Annotated in this window: 16 protein-coding genes and 1 tRNA gene; 7 read left to right on the top strand and 10 right to left on the bottom strand. The window is 67.7% G+C overall.

Features of this window, described 5'->3' with window-relative positions; genetic code table 11:
* Positions 1-13: 13 nt before the first annotated feature.
* Together JAP66_RS26355 and polA are read right to left on the bottom strand one after the other, a co-directional pair.
* On the bottom strand, positions 14-616 hold the full coding sequence (locus JAP66_RS26355; RefSeq protein ID WP_235999493.1) for a Rossmann-fold NAD(P)-binding domain-containing protein: 603 nt from the start codon (positions 614-616) through the stop codon (positions 14-16).
* Between the two features lie 82 nt (positions 617-698).
* Positions 699-3,410 (bottom strand): DNA polymerase I, encoded by a 2,712-nt coding sequence (gene polA, locus JAP66_RS26350; RefSeq protein ID WP_199434535.1) that lies wholly within the window; start codon positions 3,408-3,410, stop codon positions 699-701.
* Between the two features lie 62 nt (positions 3,411-3,472).
* Between polA and JAP66_RS26345 the strand changes: the two genes are divergently transcribed.
* Both JAP66_RS26345 and JAP66_RS26340 read left to right on the top strand, forming a co-directional pair.
* On the top strand, positions 3,473-3,916 hold the full coding sequence (locus JAP66_RS26345; RefSeq protein ID WP_199434534.1) for a PaaI family thioesterase: 444 nt from the start codon (positions 3,473-3,475) through the stop codon (positions 3,914-3,916).
* Between the two features lie 9 nt (positions 3,917-3,925).
* Positions 3,926-4,900: a LysR family transcriptional regulator gene (locus JAP66_RS26340; RefSeq protein WP_199434533.1), complete on the top strand. Its 975-nt coding sequence runs from the start codon at positions 3,926-3,928 to the stop codon at positions 4,898-4,900.
* On the opposite strand, the gene JAP66_RS26335 is transcribed toward JAP66_RS26340, so the two are convergent.
* Positions 4,869-5,693: an alpha/beta hydrolase gene (locus tag JAP66_RS26335; RefSeq protein WP_199434532.1), complete on the bottom strand. Its 825-nt coding sequence runs from the start codon at positions 5,691-5,693 to the stop codon at positions 4,869-4,871. The genes JAP66_RS26340 and JAP66_RS26335 overlap by 32 nt on opposite strands.
* A 128-nt stretch (positions 5,694-5,821) precedes the next feature.
* Positions 5,822-6,436, bottom strand: coding sequence for an ANTAR domain-containing response regulator (locus JAP66_RS26330; RefSeq protein WP_199434531.1), 615 nt, complete (start codon positions 6,434-6,436; stop codon positions 5,822-5,824).
* A gap of 193 nt (positions 6,437-6,629) precedes the next feature.
* On the opposite strand from JAP66_RS26330, the gene JAP66_RS26325 reads away from it, so the two are divergent.
* Positions 6,630-6,703 (top strand) — tRNA-Leu (locus JAP66_RS26325).
* Between the two features lie 476 nt (positions 6,704-7,179).
* Here the strand turns inward: JAP66_RS26325 and JAP66_RS26320 are convergent.
* Positions 7,180-8,544, bottom strand: coding sequence for a UDP-N-acetylmuramoyl-tripeptide--D-alanyl-D-alanine ligase (locus tag JAP66_RS26320; RefSeq protein WP_210770670.1), 1,365 nt, complete (start codon positions 8,542-8,544; stop codon positions 7,180-7,182).
* 5 nt (positions 8,545-8,549) lie between these two features.
* The gene (locus tag JAP66_RS26315; RefSeq protein WP_199434529.1) at positions 8,550-9,506 is read right to left on the bottom strand and encodes a D-alanine--D-alanine ligase family protein; all 957 of its coding nucleotides are present in this window, start codon (positions 9,504-9,506) and stop codon (positions 8,550-8,552) included.
* Between the two features lie 414 nt (positions 9,507-9,920).
* Between JAP66_RS26315 and JAP66_RS26310 the strand changes: the two genes are divergently transcribed.
* The gene (locus JAP66_RS26310) at positions 9,921-10,613 is read left to right on the top strand and encodes an aspartate/glutamate racemase family protein (protein WP_199434528.1); all 693 of its coding nucleotides are present in this window, start codon (positions 9,921-9,923) and stop codon (positions 10,611-10,613) included.
* A gap of 6 nt (positions 10,614-10,619) precedes the next feature.
* Here JAP66_RS26310 and JAP66_RS26305 read toward each other — a convergent pair whose 3' ends face one another.
* Positions 10,620-12,644 carry an ATP-binding protein gene (locus tag JAP66_RS26305; RefSeq protein ID WP_199434527.1) on the bottom strand — a complete coding sequence of 675 codons (2,025 nt, stop codon included), beginning with the start codon at positions 12,642-12,644 and terminating at the stop codon, positions 10,620-10,622.
* Complete coding sequence (gene vanY-N, locus JAP66_RS26300; protein WP_199434526.1) at positions 12,625-13,218, bottom strand: D,D-peptidase/D,D-carboxypeptidase VanY-N; 594 nt, start codon at positions 13,216-13,218, stop codon at positions 12,625-12,627. Before vanY-N ends, JAP66_RS26305 begins: the two co-directional genes overlap by 20 nt.
* Positions 13,219-13,307: 89 nt before the next feature.
* Here vanY-N and JAP66_RS26295 point away from each other — a divergent pair, with 89 nt between their 5' ends.
* From JAP66_RS26295 to JAP66_RS26285, 3 genes are all read left to right on the top strand, one after another.
* The gene (locus JAP66_RS26295; protein ID WP_199434594.1) at positions 13,308-14,003 is read left to right on the top strand and encodes a response regulator transcription factor; all 696 of its coding nucleotides are present in this window, start codon (positions 13,308-13,310) and stop codon (positions 14,001-14,003) included.
* On the top strand, positions 13,996-15,108 hold the full coding sequence (locus tag JAP66_RS26290; RefSeq protein ID WP_199434525.1) for a sensor histidine kinase: 1,113 nt from the start codon (positions 13,996-13,998) through the stop codon (positions 15,106-15,108). The genes JAP66_RS26295 and JAP66_RS26290 overlap by 8 nt, the downstream gene beginning before the upstream one ends.
* Positions 15,109-15,550: 442 nt before the next feature.
* Positions 15,551-15,796, top strand: a complete 246-nt coding sequence (locus tag JAP66_RS26285) for a hypothetical protein (protein WP_199434524.1) — start codon at positions 15,551-15,553, stop codon at positions 15,794-15,796.
* 82 nt (positions 15,797-15,878) lie between these two features.
* Here the strand turns inward: JAP66_RS26285 and JAP66_RS26280 are convergent, their stop codons facing one another.
* On the bottom strand, positions 15,879-16,112 hold the full coding sequence (locus tag JAP66_RS26280) for a hypothetical protein (protein WP_199434523.1): 234 nt from the start codon (positions 16,110-16,112) through the stop codon (positions 15,879-15,881).
* Between the two features lie 357 nt (positions 16,113-16,469).
* Positions 16,470-16,925 (bottom strand): hypothetical protein, encoded by a 456-nt coding sequence (locus tag JAP66_RS26275; RefSeq protein WP_199434522.1) that lies wholly within the window; start codon positions 16,923-16,925, stop codon positions 16,470-16,472.
* Positions 16,926-17,139 lie beyond the last annotated feature (214 nt).

Raw genomic sequence — 17,139 nt, 5'->3', positions numbered from 1 at the left:
GCTGCTCAACCGCTCAGTGGCCGGACACCGGCCGGCGCTGGCCGACGTGGTGCAGCGACGAGGGCCTGCCTTCGAGTGCCCGCCGCACCGCGACCGTGACACCGTCGACGATCTCCTCGTGCCGGAGCGGCCGGGGCGGGTTCTGCTCGGACACGGCGCCGAGCAGCACCTGCTGGGTGGGGTGGCCGATGAGCATCCGCCCGGGCTCGTCCGGTACCGAGCCCATCTCGGCGACCGTGCGCACCTCCACCACCGGCGCCCCGCGAGCGAGCAGTGGTTCGACCGCACCGATCACCGCCCGCCGGTAGGACTCGTGCACCCACGCCACCAGCAGCTCGGCCGGCTCCGTGAGCGCCTTCTTCACCTTGCCGACCAGTTCCTGCGGCCGGTCCCAGTCCGCCTCGACCCAGACGGCGCGGCCGTCCTCGCCACGGCCGCCGGCCCGTGACGAGAAGCCCTTCCGGGCGGATGCGGCACCGACGAGCTCATCCGCCACCGGCAGTGGGCTGTACCGCCTGCTCGGCAGCACCACCCGCCAGCCGTCGGCGGTGAGCAGCTGGGCAACTTCGCTCAGCATCCCGCTGCCGGCCAGAATCAGCGCGTTGCGGGTGGTCATGCTCACAACCTACCCAGTCCAGGCGTTTTTACCCTCGTGAGTGCGCACGCGGGTTCTAACGCGGTTCAACACTCACGAGGCACTAGTGCGCGGCCTCGTTCCAGGAGTGGCCGAAGCCGACCGACACCTCGAGCGGAACGGCAAGTTCGTAGGCCGCCCCCATCTCCTTGCGCACCAGTGCCTCGACCTCGGCATGCTCCGCATCGGCGACCTCGAGCACGAGTTCGTCGTGCACCTGGAGCAGCACGCGACTGCGCAACTCCGACTCGGCCAGTGCCCGGTGCACGCCGATCATCGCGACCTTGATGATGTCGGCTGCGCTGCCCTGGATCGGCGCGTTGAGGGCCATCCGCTCGGCCATCTCGCGGCGCTGCCGGTTGTCGCTGGTGAGGTCGGGCAGGTACCGGCGGCGACCGAAGATCGTCTCCGTGTAACCGTCCTTGGCAGCCTTGTCGACCACGCTGTGCAGGTAGTCGCGCACCCCGCCGAATCCGGCGAAGTACTCGTCCATCAGCCCCTTGGCCTCCTCGGTGGAGATCCGCAGCTGCTGGGAGAGGCCGTAGGCGGACAGCCCGTAGGCGAGCCCGTAGTTCATCGCCTTGATCTTGGCCCGCTGCGCACCGGTGACCTCGGTGGGCTCGACGCCGAACACGCGCGCCGCCGTCGCCGCGTGGAAGTCGAAGCCGGACTGGAACGACTCGATCAGCGCCTCGTCGGCGGACAGGTGAGCCATGATCCGCATCTCGATCTGGCTGTAGTCGGCGGTCATCAGCTCGGTGTAGCCGGAGCCGACGACGAAGGCGTCCCGGATGCGACGGCCCTCGTCCGTCCGGATCGGGATGTTCTGCAGGTTGGGGTCCACTGAGGACAGCCGCCCGGTTGCGGCGATGGTCTGGTGCAGGGTGGTGTGGATGCGACCGTCGTCGGCGATCGACTTGATCAGGCCCTCGACCGTGGTCCGCAGCCGGGTCGCGTCGCGGTGTTCGAGCAGGTGCTGCAGGAACGGATGCTCGGTCTTCTCGAAGAGCGTCTGCAGCGCCTCGGCGTCGGTGGTGTAGCCGGTCTTGGTCCGCTTGGTCTTCGGCATGCCGAGCTCGTCGAACAGCACCACCTGCAGCTGCTTGGGCGAGCCCAGGTTGATCTGCTTGCCGATGACGCGGTAGGCGTCGTCGGTGGCCTGCTTCACGCGGCTCGCATAGTGCGCCTCCAGCGTGGTCAGCTGTTCGGCGTCGACCGCGATGCCCGCCGCCTCGACCTCGGTGATGACCTGCAGCAACGGCAGCTCGATCTCGTCGAGCAGCTTCACGCCGCCGATCTTGCTCAGCTCCTCGGTCAGCGCGGCCGCCAGCTCCGCCACCGCGCGGGCGCGCACCAGCTCGTCCTGCACGAGCCTGGTGTCGGCGTCGTCGGTGTCCAGCAGGGAGAGCTGCCCGCCGTCGCCCTCGGACTCGGAGCGCAGCTCACGGCTGAGGTAGCGCAGCACCAGGTCCGCCAGCTCGAACGAGCGCTGGCCCGGCCGCACGAGGTAGGCGGCCAGCTCGGTGTCCAGCGTGAGGCCGGCAACCCGCCAGCCGCGCGCCAGCATGGCGTGCAGCGGCGCCTTCAACGCGTGGCCCACCTTGCGAACGCCCGGGTCGGCGAGCCAGCCGGCGAACGCCTTCTCGTCCGCCTCGTCCATCGCGGTGACGTCGAGATAGGCGCCCTCACCGTCGGGAGCCGCGAGCGTCACCGAAAGCAGGTCGGCCTGCACCGACGCCCCGGAGGTGCGAAACGCCAGGCCCACGGTCTCACCGGTACCGGCATGCCGGTCGAGCCAGCCGCCGAGCGCACCCGGCTCCAGCGCCCCGCCGCGCACGTCGAAGCCCTCGTCGGCCTCGGGCTCGGCGCTGGAGAGGGTCGCGAACAGGCGGTCACGCAGCACCCGGAACTCGAGGTCGTCGAACAGCCGGTGCACCGCGTCGCGGTCCCACGGCCGCAGGCCGAGGTCACCAGGGCCGGTCTCCAGCGGCACGTCGCGGATCAGCTCGGTGAGCTGGCGGTTGAGCAGTACCGCGTCGACATGCGCGCGCAGGGCGTCACCGACCTTGCCCTTGACCTCGTCGATCCGGTCGACGAGATCGCCGAGAGAGCCGAACTGCTTGATCCACTTCGCGGCCGTCTTCTCGCCCACCCCGGGGATGCCGGGAAGGTTGTCCGAGGGGTCGCCGCGCAGCGCCGCGAAGTCCGGGTACTGGACCGGGGAGAGCCCGTACTTCTCCTCGACCGCGGCCGGGTCGAAGCGAACCAGGTCGGACACGCCCTTCCTCGGGTACAGGACGGTCACGTCGTCGGTGACCAGCTGCAGCGCGTCGCGGTCACCGGTGCAGATCAGCACCCGGCAGCCCATACCGCACGCCTGGGTGGTGAGGGTCGCGATGATGTCGTCGGCCTCGAAGCCCTCCTTGATGAGCACCGGGATCCCGAGGACCTCGAGGACGTCCTTGATGAGGTCGACCTGGCCCTTGAAGTCGTCCGGCGTGGCCAGGCGGTTGGCCTTGTAGTCGGCGAAGGTCTCCGTGCGGAAGGTCTGGCGCGAGACGTCGAAGGCCACCGCCAGGTGCGTGGGCTGCTCGTCACGGAGCAGGTTGATCAGCATCGAGGTGAACCCGAACACCGCGTTCGTCACCTGGCCGGTTGACGTGCGGAACCGGTCCGCGGGCACGGCGAAGAAGGCCCGGTAGGCCATCGAGTGGCCGTCGATGAGCAACAGCCGGGGTGTGTCGTTGGCTACGGAAATGTTCTCGTTCGGGCTCACGGGAGCGAGTCTAGGGTGAGGCCCTGACAGTCCCGCCTGTCGTACCGGACTAGGAGCAGTGAGTGACCGAGCACGTGTCGGAAGCGGAGATCCGCGAGCAGCTGGCGGGCATCAATCCGCAGGTCGCGGACCAGCAACTCAACGGCAAGGTGGGGCTGTCCTTCACCGAGCTGAGCCCCGGACGAGTCGTGGGCACGATGCCGGTCGAGGGCAACCTCCAGCCGTACGGGCTGCTGCACGGCGGCGCCAACGCGGTCATGGCCGAGGCCCTGGGATCCACGGTGGCTGCGCTCAACGCTGGTGCCGGGCGCGCCGCGATGGGGCTCGAACTGTCCTGCACGCATCACCGCGCGGTGCGGGCCGGGTACGTGACCGGCGTGGCCACCCCCCTGCACGTGGGCCGCGGCACCATCACCGCGGAGATCGTCATCACCGACGAGTCCGGCAGGCGGACCTGCACGGCCCGGCTCACCTGCATCGTCCGGGACAAGCCGCCCGGCGCGTAGCGTGATGGCGTGGATCTCGACCTGGCGCAGGTACGCGCGTTCGTGGTCACCGCCGAGCTGCGGAACTTCAGCCGGGCGGCGGAGCGGCTGTACCTGACCCAGCAGGCGCTGTCGAAACGGATCCGGAGGCTCGAGGACACGCTGTCCGTGCCGCTGTTCCTGCGGACGAACCGAGCCGTCGAGCTGACCGCCGACGGCGAACGGTTCCTGCCGCACGCGCGCGAAGTCGTGCGGGTGGCCGACGCGGCGCTCGCCGCGATGGACCCCGGTGACGACCGGCCGCTCCGGCTCGACGTGATCGACCACCGGTTGTCGCCGACGTTTCTGCTGCGCCGTCTCGCCGAGCACGATCCGGTCCTCCGGGTCGAGCGGGACGCGCGGGGCGGGCTCGGGCCGGCGGTCGACGCGCTGCTGGCCGACGAGATCGATGTGGCGTTCGGCCGCGTGCGCGATCTCGGACGGCCGCTGCCCGCCGAGGTCGAGCACCGGCTGGTCCGGCTCGAACCGCTGGTGGCGCTCCTACCACCCGAGCACCCGCTGGCCGCGGGCGAGGCGGTTCGCCTGGCGGATCTCCGCACGGAGGCGCTGTGGCTGCCGTCGCTGCGGGGCCCGGGCGAGTTCCGGAGCTATCTCGAACGGCTCGGTCAAGCGTTCGACGTGCCCCTCGATTTCACCGGAACGAGTTACGGCCTGCGGCACACGCTGGAGCAGGCGCGGTACGGCAGGCAGCGGGTCACGCTGGTGGGCGCCGACATGGATCTGCCGCACGACCTGACGCTGCGGGTGCTGCCGTTCGAGCCGGTGCCCCTCTACCCGTGGTCGGTGGTGTGGCGCCGGGGTGCCGAGCGGCGCGCCCTCCGCGGGCTGCTGGCCCTGCTGGACCGGGTGAGCCGGGCGGAGGGCTGGTGCGAGCACGATCCAGAGCACGCCTGGGTGCCCGACGTGGACGGGATCAGGCCGGTTGTCCCCGCAGCCACCCGGTGATACGGGTGTCGACCTCGGCCGCCTGCGGTGTCTGTGGCGCGGGTTCCACGCCGGGCGGCTCGGCGATGCCGTGTCCCATGCCCTCGATCGTCGCCAGCATCGCCCGCTCCCCGAGTCGCTCGCAGAGCAGCCGCGCCGGCTCGCGGAAGGCGATGTCGTCGTCCGCTCCCGAGACCACGAGCAGCGGGACGTCCGGAAGTTCCCCGGCGCGCCGCACGAAGTCGAACCGGTCGGCCACGGCACGCGAAGTCTCGGTCCAGGGATAGATCACGCCGTGCTCGCGCTCGCCCGCGGCGACCACAGGGCCGAGCTGCACGACCGGGCTGATCAGCGCGGCCGCGCCGAGGTCCAGACCGGTCTCCGCGAGGAGGAGCAGCGCGACCGCACCGCCCGCCGAACCGCCCACGACGGTCACCGGTCCCTCCGCAATGGATAGTTTCGTCCGGAGTTCCGCCAGTGCCGCGGGGAACTCGCGGGCGGCCTGGGTGACGACGGGCTCGAAGAGCTTCTGCACGTAGTCCTCGGCGGCCAGGCCGAAGATCGCCTCGAAGCCGCCCTCCGGCATCCTGCTGCCGAAGAACGGGAGGCCGAGGTGGACCCGCCACGCCGGCACGTCGGCCAGTGGCAGCGCGGCCGCCATCGCGTCCTCGGTGCAGGGCGGGTCCATCAGGTGCCAGGTGATCACGAGTGGCGCGGGCCCGGTGCCGTTCCGCGGCGGAAGCGCCACGAACGGGACTCCCGCGGCAACGCCCTTGATCGCCGCCGGGGCTTGCGAAGTCTGCGAGGTCTGCATGGTTCCTCCAGTTGTCCCCCGGGCCTGATCGGCCCGCCATCGAGAGCAAACCGCGCCGGCGCACCCCTCGTCCAACAGCTTTCCGGCCACCACCACAACCCCCAGTTGTGGCGCAAAACTGAAGGGCGCTACTGGCCTATGCCGTCGATCACGGCCTCGGCGACCGCCTTCATCGTGGTCCGGCGGTCCATCGCGGTGCGCTGGATCCAGCGGAAGGCGTCCGGTTCGGTGAGACCCTGGGAGGTCATCAGCAGCCCCTTGGCGCGGTCGATCACCTTGCGCGTCTCGAGCCGGTCGGTCAGCCCGGCGACCTCGGACTCCAGTGCCTGCAGCTCCGCGAAGCGGCTGACGGCCAGCTCGATGGCGGGCACGAGGTCACGCTTGGCGAACGGCTTCACCAGGTACGCCATGGTGCCGGCCTCGCGGGCGCGCTCGACGAGCTCGCGCTGGCTGAAGGCGGTCAGGATGACGACCGGCGCCACCCGGTCACCGGTGATCTTGGCGGCCGCCTCGATACCGTCGAGCTTGGGCATCTTGACGTCGAGGATCACCAGGTCGGGCTCGAGCTCGGTGGCGAGCTTGATCGCCTCTTCGCCGTCACCGGCCTCACCGACCACCTGGTAACCCTCTTCACGCAACATCTCGACGAGGTCCAGCCTGATCAGCGCTTCATCTTCGGCAACGAGCACTCTGCGCTGTGGCGCGGTGACAGCACCGTTGGCCTCGGTAGCCGCTTCGGTCACCGGGGTCCTCCTGGGCGATCGACGGGTCGGATGGCGCGGCGTGCCGCTACTCAGAGGTTACCGGCAACGGCGGGCACGGATAGATGGCGTTCACCACGTTCCGTGAGCGACGCGTCGATGCGACCCGACCAGCGTTTCCGTGGTAGCCCCGATGACGCCACGCGGTCACAGCCGAGTACAGTCTGTGCGCACCGCCCCCGTAGCCCAATCGGCAGAGGCAGCGGACTCAAAATCCGTCCAGTGTGCGTTCGAGTCGCACCGGGGGCACGTACAGCATCTACACAAGCTCCGCCTGCCGTCTGGGAGGCGTTTCTTGTCGATGGTATGACTTCGGTGATCCTTTCTGCCGCGTGGGCGATCTGGGGTAGTTCGTCGGCGGGGAGCCTGATGGTCGTGGTTACTTCGTCGCTGTCGTCGTGCAGCGTGGGCAGATAGGGCAGGGCGTCCAGTAGCGCGGCGTCCTCGGCGCTGGGGCCGTCCGGGCTCAGCCTCGTCGGCGATGTCCAGCTCGGCGACAGCGGCCAGCGTGGCGGTTTTCTGGGCTTCCAGTTCGTTTTTTCTCGTGAGCTTATGCGTGAGCACGGATGCCGAGATTTGTCGTGAGAGCACCAATGTGTGGCGGCCTGGTGGCTGGTCATGCCGTTCGTCCCTAGCAACGGAATTGCTCGCCCCCACCAAAATCGCAGGCAAGATCAGGACACAGACAGCTTCGATCGGCCGCGTTTTGCCGCAGGTGACGCCTCTCAATATGCGGCCAGCTCACGCGCGCAGACGCCCAGCCCGTACTCGCTGGACGCCTTGACGAACACCACGTCTCCCGGCGCGATCAGCTCAGTGGCCACCCTGACAGCGCCGGCCACGTCCTCGACTGCGTGCACCTCGACCTCCGCGCCAGACGCCTCTCGTGCCATGGCCCGTGGGTCGCCTTCGCCGACTGCGATCAGCACGTCGATGCCGAGCTCGGCCACCAGCCGGCCCACCTGCTCGTGCCGCGCCCGCGAGGCGTCGGCCTGCTGCCCCATCGCTCCGAGCACCGCGATAGTGCGGCGGCCACCGGCCAATGCCCTGAACGCGTGCAGCCCGGCTCGCATGGATTCCGGGTTGGCGTTGTAGGCGTCGTTGACGACGGTGACGCCGTCGGGCCGCTCGGTGATCTCGAAGCGGCCCGATGAGCGGCCCCTGGCCCCGTTCAGCCCAGCGGCGATCTCGTCGGTGGACAGCCCCAGCGTGGCGGCGGCCGCGGCGGCGCCCAGCGCGTTGGCCACCTGGTGCTCGCCGATGAGATCGAGTGCGACCCGGGCCCGACCCGAGGGTGTGACCAGGTCGAACGCGGGCCGGGCCCTGTCGCCCAGGCATACCTCCTCGGCCCGCACACTGGCGCCCGGCGACCTGCCGTACAGCACGATCCGGGCCTTGGTGCGCGCCGCCATGCTCACAACGTACGGGTCGTCGGCGTTGAGCAGCGCATACCCATCGGGCGTCAGCGCCTCCACCAACTCCCCCTTGGCCTCGGCCACATCCGCCAGCCCGCCGCCTATGCGCGACACGTGCGCGGCGCCGACGTTGAGTACCAGGCTCACCTGCGGTGGCGCGATCCCGGTCAGGTACGCCAAGTCACCCTTCCTGCCCGCGCCCATCTCCAGCACCAGGTACCGGGTCCCGGGATCGGCCCGCAACACGGTGAGTGGCAGCCCGAGCTCGTTGTTGAACGAGCGGTCGGTCGAGACCGTCGGCGCACGCAGTTCGAGTATCTGGGCCAGCAGGTCTTTGGTCGTGGTCTTGCCCACGGAGCCGGTCAGGGCGATCACCGTGCAGTCGAGACGTGCGAGCACGTGCCCGGCCAGCACGCCGAGTGCTGCCTGCACGTCGTCCAGCACGATCGCGGGCACCCCGACGGGGCGGGAAGCCAGCACGGCCACGGCGCCGCCGGCGACGGCCTTGCCCGCGTAGTCGTGACCGTCAACCCGGACGCCGACCGTCGCGGCGAACAGGCCGCCAGGCGCCACCTCGCGCGAATCGACCGCCGAGGGCCCCGTCACCAGCGCCTCCGGGTCGGGCACGCCTTCCAGACTCGCGTCCAGGACGTGGGCGATCTCGGCCAGCGTCATCGGGATCACGCGCCGCTCCTCGCGAGTGCCAGATTGATGAGACGGTCCACCAGGTCCGGGTACGAGAGCCCGCTGGCTTCCCAGGCCCTGGCATAGACGGAACGAGGGGTGAAGCCAGGCATGGTGTTGATCTCCAGCACGTGCAGGTTGCCTGTGTGCTCCTCGTAGAGGAAGTCCACCCGGGCGAGGCCGTAGCCGCCGATCGCCCGGTAAGCGCGCAGGGACAGCTCGCGCACCTCCTCGGCGATCCGCTCGGGCAGCGCGGCGGGAATAGTGGCGATTTCAGAGTGGCTGAGGTATTTCGCCTCGTAGTCGAGCCAGTCGCCGTGGACATTGAGCTCGCCGGTGACCGAGGCATCGGGGGTGTCATGGTCGCCGAGCACGCCACAGATCAGCTCGCGGGCGATGATGCCCTGCTCGACGACGACCACCCGGTCGTAGCCGACGGCCAGCTCGACGCCCGTGTGCAGTTCCTCCATGGAGGTGACGCGGGAGATGCCGATGGAGGAGCCCATGTTGGCCGGTTTGACGTACATCGGCCAGTCGAGCGACTTCACCAGGCCCCATCGATCGGTCGTGGTGCGCCAGTCGTGCTCGGTGAACCAGACGTGCGGGGTGATCGGGATGCCGTCCGCCAGGAACGCCCGCCGCATCGCGGTCTTGTCCATCGCCACGGCCGAGGCCAGGACGCCGCAGCCCACGTACGGCAGGCCCAGCGTCTCCAGGTGACCCTGGACGACGCCGTCCTCTCCGTACGGGCCGTGCAACACGGGGAAGACCACGTCCACGACGCCCCGGCGCAGCTCCAGCGACCATCTGCCCTGCCGGTCGATGACGACGGGCATGGGCTCGTACCGCTCCTTCGGCAGCGCGTCGAGCACCGCCTGCCCCGACTGGAGCGAAACCTCATGCTCCGCAGATGGTCCGCCTGCCAGCACAGCTACGCGCAGGCGTTCAGTCATGATCGTTCAACCTTCCTCGCCAAAGCCAACCCGGGGAGTGTTGGATGTCCGGCCGATCGATTGCCAGACCATTCACTGTTCAATTTCTGGTCATCCCGGGAGCAGCACTCATCCGAGGGCAGACCTGCGACCGGCTGCGCTGCGGTGTACCTCCTGAGCGAGCGTGCGACCGTCCAGCATGGCCAGCAGCACATACCCATCACGCCGGTGCTCTTGCTCTTCAACGGGAACTTCCTTTGCCCGGATAGTGACCTTCGTTGGACCGGAGCACCGTAGAGTCCTTGACGGTCCATTTGACAGATCGCTTCCTGACCAAAAAGTGCTCAGCCAGCGTCGGCCGAATGGACAGTTTTTGGTCTGCGAAATGAATAAGGGCTCCGTCTAACCTGCCGAGACGGTAACGGACGGAGAGCCATGCGTACTATCGGTCTGATCGGCGGATTAAGCTGGGAATCGACGGTCATTTACTACCAGATCATCAATCAGCGGGTGCGCGAGCGCCTCGGCGGCAGCCATTCCGCCAACAGCCTGATCTGGTCGGTCGACTACACGACCGTCGAAGACCTCATCTTCGCCGGCCGGTGGGACGAGGTGGGCGAGCTGCTCGCCGGCGCGGGCGTCAGGCTGGAGGCCATGGGGGCCGAACTGCTGCTTATCTGCAGCAACACCTTCAGCCGGGTGAACGACGAGGTGGAACGGGCGGCGAGCGTCCCCGTGCTGCACGTCGCCGATGCCGTGGGCGCCGAGGTCAGCGCCAGGGGGATGCGTAAGGTCGGCCTGCTGGGCACCCGCTTCACCATGGAGGAGTCCTTCTACCGGGACCGGCTGGCCGGGCACGGCTTCGAGGTGGTCGTCCCCGGCCGCGATGAGCGCGAGCTGGTCCATCGGGTGATCTTCGAGGAGCTGGTGCGCGGGGTGCTGCGGCCCTCGTCCAGGGACGCCTATGTACGGACGATCGCCGGCCTGGCCGCCCAGGGCGCCGAGGCCGTCATACTCGGCTGCACCGAGATCGAGCTGCTGATCACCGACAAGGACACCGCCATCCCGTTGTTGCCGAGCGCCCGGCTGCACGCGGAGGCGGCGGCCGGCTTCGCGCTGGCCGGCTGACCGCACTCAGTTCGACCCGTAGAGTTCGCGGCGCCAGAGGTCTTCGGAGATGCGTTCGATGCCAGCGATCAGGTGACGGCGGTAGGTGGTGAAGGACAGGCCGAGGCGCTCGGCGGCGGCTTCCTGGGTGGGGGCGCCACGCAGGTAGGTGATGTCGAGGGCGCGGTGCAGCTTGCCCGCCTGCGGATCCCGGCCCAGGTCTCGGATACCCTCTTCGAGCAGCTCGCGCAGGGCCTTGACGGGGTCGCTCCGACCGGCGAGCAGCCTGCTGCGGGTGAGCGGGTTGGCGGCCAGCTCCCTGCATTTCGACAGGTGTCGCAGGGCCTTGCGGATGGCGTTGGTGAACTCCTCCTGTGACAGCACCACCAGCTCCGGCTCGTGCTTGACCGGGGTCTCCTGCGCGCCGGCCGGCAGCAGCCGGTCGAGCCAGACCTGCGCCGGGACGGCCCGCCAGTCGCGGGCGGGCAGAAGATACTCGACGTCCCCCTCCCACGCGTGATCCCCGAGATCGTGCATGTTGTAGTACTCGTAGCGGCCGCTCAAGGGGTCGTCACTGCGGACCGCCATGAAGGACCAGGCCATGCGTTCCGAGCGCAGGAACCAGGCCACCGCCCGCCACTGGACCAGATTCATCACTGGCGAGGCGCCCCAGTGGCACTTGCGCACCCAGCTCCGGTAGACGGCCAGGTGCTCGCCGAGCCGCAGCGGGGCATTGGCGCGGGCGTTGGCCCAGGCCGTGGCAACCACCGGGTCCGCCTGCGCCTCCGCCTCCGAGTCCAGGCGGAGCCAGGCGCAGGCTCCTACCAGCTCGCCGTTCGCGCTGCGCCGGTAGAGACGGAACGCCTGCGGCTGCCGGGCCGTCCAGTGGGACACAGCGGCCACAGTCCCCGTGTCCCACTCGGTAGCCAGGCGCAGCAGGTCCTCGGCGTCCTCGGGGCGGAAGACGTCCTCGTACACCTCGCCCACACCGTCCCAGACGTGCGGCTCTGGTGTCCGGCCTTCGCCGCGGTGCAGGTAGAACAGCGAGCCGACGGCCCCGAGCACGTCCGCGTCCTCGGCGGCCCGGATCTGCTGCGTGAGGTGGGCCTTGATACGCCGATGCATGTCGGCGTAGCCGTGCGGGTCGCGCCAGCGCAGGTCGGCTTCGAGGATCTCGCGGACGACGTCCTGTGGATACAACCCGAACGGGCTCGAGTCGACGAACGGCAGCCGCCGCAGCCAGGAGAACAGCGCCGCCGCGTCCTCGTCGGGCAGCACCGCGCGCAGCACGTCCTCCGTGGACATGTACGTGTGCGCGCAGACCTCCAGGGCATGCCGGTGCGCCGGACTGGGTACTTCGCCGACGAGCTGGTCGAGCAGGGTGGCGACCATGTCACGGGTGGGCGTCCAGCGGGAGTCGGCGGCGCTGTCGTTGATCGCCACCGCGGCCCCGAGCGACAGGGCGAGCGGGTGCCCGCCGGCGAAAGCGAGCAGCGGATCGTGCATCTCACCGGCCACGCCGCGGGAATCCAGCAGTGCGGCGGCGTCCACGGGCTTCAGGTCGCCCAGCGCGATGACCTGCAACATGTCGGCCCAGCCCGGGTCGGCCTGCCACATCATGTCCGGGGGTATGCGCCCGGCAACCACGACCAGCGCGCCGACCGGCAGCGTCGGCAGGAACCGTTCGCGCAGCCAACTTTCCAAGCCATGGATGCGCTCGAAGCTGTCGATCAGCAGCACCGCGCGCTCGTCGGCGAGCATCGACCTGGTCTCGGCCATGAAGGCCGCGTGGGACCCCTCGAGCATCCGCCCGTCCAGCATCAGTACGTTGCGATCGGCCTCGGCGGCCCGCTGGGCGAAGCGTCTCAGCAGCGCCGACTTGCCGACGCCGCCCGGGCCGTGCACGAACAGCACCCCGCCGCCGCTCCACAGCGCCTCGTCGAAGGCGGCGAGCTCCTCCTTCCGTCCGACGAAGGTATGTTGCCTCGCGGCCTGGAGATGCCCTTCCAAACGCCCGACATGCTGCCCCTCTTCAACGAGCTTGTAGACCACTGCGGATCTCCTGGGCCGTTGGTGGCGTGCCGCCGCTGTCTGGACGGTGCTCGAAGTGCCACCACTCGTTGTCGTGGATACGGTAGAGGTCGTAGCGGGCGCCGTGTTCTTCTAGCCAGCGCGCGCCTTCGACTGGGCGCACGTCCAGCGCGATGCCCTTGACGTGCCTGGATTCCGCTGGTGGCAGCACGAGCATCCGGGCCGCGGCCGGTGAGCCGGAGCGGCGCACCTCCTCGTCGAACAACCGCTGTTGGACAAGGGGATCGCGGTATCCCGAGGTGAGGCCGATGAGCTGCCCGTGGCGCCAGAGAGCCTCGGTGCGCGCCGCGGTGAACGCCGCCATGGCACCGTCGGTGAGCCCGGTGAGGTCCTCGGCGGGGAATCGCATCGCCAACGCCCAGCGGCAGGCCAGTTCGCGAGCGCGGCCGGGATTGCGGGCGAACGCCGCGGGCAGCAACAGCACGGCGAGCACCACCGTGACCACGGCGAACAGGCGGTCACGGGGCCGAAGTGGGATGGCGCGCAGTTCGTTCTTGACGAGGGTTGCTGTTCGTGCTGGTTCGCTGTAGAACATGCATCCAGTCAAGGCAGCGTGGTGTTGCCAGCCCGTATCCAGTTTTCGATATGCCGACGATATGCGCCTGCTCGTACCATCGAGCGGGTATGCGTGTGTTGATCGTCGAGGACGAGCTCTTTATGGCAGAGGCCATCCGTGATGGCCTACGCCTGGAAGCGATCGCGGCCGACATCGCCGGTGACGGTGACACCGCTCTGGAGCTGCTGAGTATCAATTCCTACGACATCGCCGTCCTCGACCGCGACATCCCCGGTCCCTCCGGCGACGAGATCGCCGAACGCATCGTCTCCTCGGGCGGTGGTATGCCGATCCTGATGCTCACCGCAGCCGACCGGCTCGACGACAAGCAATCCGGGTTCGAACTCGGCGCCGACGACTACCTCACGAAGCCCTTCGAGCTCCGAGAACTCGTGCTCCGTCTCAGAGCACTTGACCGCAGGCGCGCGCACAACAGACCACCGGTGAGGGAGATCGCAGGCCTGCGTCTGGATCCATTCCGTCGCGAGGTCTACCGCGACGGCCGCTACGTCGGGCTCACCCGGAAGCAGTTCGCCGTGCTCGAAGTCCTCGTCGCTGCCGAAGGCGGTGTCGTCAGCGCCGAAGAGCTACTGGAACGAGCGTGGGACGAAAACGCAGACCCGTTCACCAACGCCGTGCGCATCACCGTCTCGGCACTGCGCAAACGCCTCGGCGAGCCCTGGGTCATCGCCACCGTGCCCGGCGTCGGCTACCGCATCGACACAGGACCAGACGCCGGACGCGAGGCAGGCGAGCGTGGATAGGGCACCTGGGTTGAGCGTTCGCCTCAAGCTCACCCTCAGCTACGCCGGGTTCCTCATGCTTGCAGGTGCCTTGCTACTCGCGGTCGTGTGGGTATTCCTTCTGCGCTACGTGCCCGAACGTGTGCGCATCCCCGCTGCGCCCGGGCGTGGCCCCGGTATTTTTATTCCCAACCGGTCCGACCTCCTGGACGCCTTCGCTCCGAAGGCAGTCATCGCGCTGGCGTTCCTGCTGGTGTTCGGTCTCGTGGGAGGGTGGCTTCTTGCCGGCCGCATGCTCGCGCCCCTGACTCATATCACACATGCCACACGCCTGGCCGCGAACGGATCGCTCTCCCACCGGATCCAGTTGGAAGGCCGCAAAGACGAGTTCCGCGAACTCGCCGACGCCTTCGACACCATGCTCGCGCGGCTCGACGCACACGTCGCCGAACAGCAGAGATTCGCAGCCAACGCCTCCCACGAACTGCGCACCCCACTGGCGATCGCGCAGACACTTCTCGACGTGGCCCGCAACGATCCGAACCGCGAGGCCGACGAACTTGTCGACCGTCTCCACTTCGTCAACACCCGAGCGATCGACCTCACCGAAGCATTGCTCCTGCTCAGCCGCGCTGACCAACGGTCCTTCACCCGGGAACACGTCGACCTGTCCCTCATCGCGGAAGAAGCCACCGAAACGCTCCTCCCCCTCGCAGAAGAACGCGGCCTCACCGTCGAGACCGCCGGCGACATCACCCCCACCAACGGCTCACACGCGCTCCTGCTGCAGATGACAACGAACCTCGTGCACAACGCGATCGTCCACAACCTGCCTGAACAGGGCACAGTATGGGTCACGACCGCCGTTCACCCCAAGAGTGTGCTGCTCGCTGTCGAGAACACCGGCAAGGAGCTCGCCCCCCATGTGGTTTCCACTCTTGCCGAGCCGTTCCAGCGCGGCACCGAACGCATACGCACTGACCACGCAGGGGTCGGCCTCGGCCTGGCAATCGTCAAAAGCATCGTCCACGCACACGACGGAACCCTCACCCTCACCCCCCGCCCCGCTGGCGGGCTCCGCGTCACGGTGCAATTACCCGCCGCGCCAGCGCACACAAACAGATGACGATCAGGCCTGACGAACGTCCGGATCTCACAGGGAACCCCAAGCGGACAAGATCAACGACCGGGATCAGCTACGGCCTAGGTTCACCACCTGGGACACCCCTGACCAGCAATGTCTCACATAGGTGGTACAGAACGACTCTCATTGACCGGGGGCTACACGTTACACCGTGACAGTGGCTCCCGTGCCTGCGGACACAGACGAGCCATACCGCCATCAGGCCGCCGCGGCGCGCGCTCACTCGGACGCCGCTATTCACTACCGCCGCGCACTGACTGACCCATGGGGGGCGGGCGATGTTGGCAGAAGTCGGCTCCTGAACATCGCCGAGGAGACAAGAACAGGTTCTCACCCGGAACTACACCTTGGGGGTGCACCGACTGGCGACCACATGGTCCATTGTAGTGGCAAGCGACAGCAACCTGTCTCACCATCGCCCGTAGTGCAACCGCTGACGCACAGGTTCCATCCGCGCGATCGCCAAGAATCCGCGAACCTGCGCGCTTTCGACGTCGCGCTGCTGGCCTACCACGCGCTGGTACCCGACCGGCCCCTGGTCATGCGGTGCGGGCGCCGCTACGCGCACCGCAAGCTGCCCGGCCCCGTCGGCTGTGATTGGCCCTGGACGATCACCATCCCCCTGGCCGACGATGGCACCACGCCCGCCAGCTTCACCTGGACCGCATAGGAGGCGAACTGCTACCCCGACGGCCAACGAAGGCCGTCGGGGTAGCGGCGCTCCTACCGACGGGACACACGAGCGTGGCCCGTCAGCAAGCTGACAGCACGCGCGGGTAACTTTTGCCATCATCGCCTGTATATTTAAAATCTGAATCATCAAACACACCTGCGTAACGCCCGGCAAGTGTGTAACCTACCTTGTAAGCGATTCCCAGGTGACGCTCATTTAACCACAACCCCGGAATATCAACACATTTCCATCGGAAATAATCATCAATCCCCAACTCGCGCAAATAGAACCCCTCCAGTCCTTCGCGCTCCACACTCAGATCTGCAACCTCTGTGATAAGGAGATCCAAACTGCTGGGCGACCCCGACGCTCCTTCCAAAACGTTCCGGCCGCTAAACTTCCTAACCATTTCTGTGCCGAATCATGGTGGCGTACGAGTATCCCCTCCAGGTCTTTTCTCTTGGCAAAATGGGTGTCGTAGACGTTGCGCCTTCGCCTCCCCAGTTCCCGAACAATACGAGGCGGCGTACCTTCCTTCAACTTTCGATCGATTTCTAACTGAGCATCGCCATCGAGAAAGGAGGCCGCATGAAGAAGCGTGATTGATGCACTCACCTGATGAAGGCGAATCGACACTTCACGGATTCCGTTGGGAAGATTTCCTGCGAAACTATTGATACCAGTACGAGAAACTGCTTCTTCGACTGATTGTTACTAGGTCCATCCAAGCGGATGAGTCTGGACGACCCCGCGCAGCCAGAACCCAATCGCGTACCTCGTTTTCTCGTCGAACCGAGTTTCGAGATGCGTCCCAGCCGGCTTTTTGGATGCCGATAAGGAGATCATCGAGTGTCGACGGGGTGAACACCTCGGATATCCAAAACACTGGCCAGTGGACAATTTCGCCGTCAGGAAGCGTGAAGTAGTGAGCATGGTCGTTATGCATGCGCACTTGGTGATAGTCCCGCTGCCAATAAAGGCTCAGCGCCATCTGGGCTGCAGTGAGGGGTTTACGCAACAAACGAGGGAGACGCGCCCTGATGGCAGCCTGCTGGATCTTCTCCAAGAGTGCTTCCGGCCTTTGAATACCAGCCTGAAACATCACCTGGTTCCGCCTGATCGTCATTCCTCACAGTAGACACGCTAGCCCAGCCATGCTCTGCGCCGTTCGCGCGGCAACACTCGGGGGATCTCGGCGACTCCTTCCAAGATCGTCCCCTCTTCGGCTGAACGGTCCACGTTCGCCCAGGCAGTTCATCGAGATGGCAAGACACCGTGGGTGCGAGATTGGGTGCGAACCACGCTCGCACTACGCCTCTCATCCCTCGTTCGCACCCAAC

The organism is Qaidamihabitans albus (assembly GCF_016464705.1).
GTDB lineage: Bacteria > Actinomycetota > Actinomycetes > Mycobacteriales > Pseudonocardiaceae > Qaidamihabitans > Qaidamihabitans albus.
Note: the sequence above shows the minus strand (reverse complement) of the source record. Positions and strands in the feature narration are given on the sequence as shown.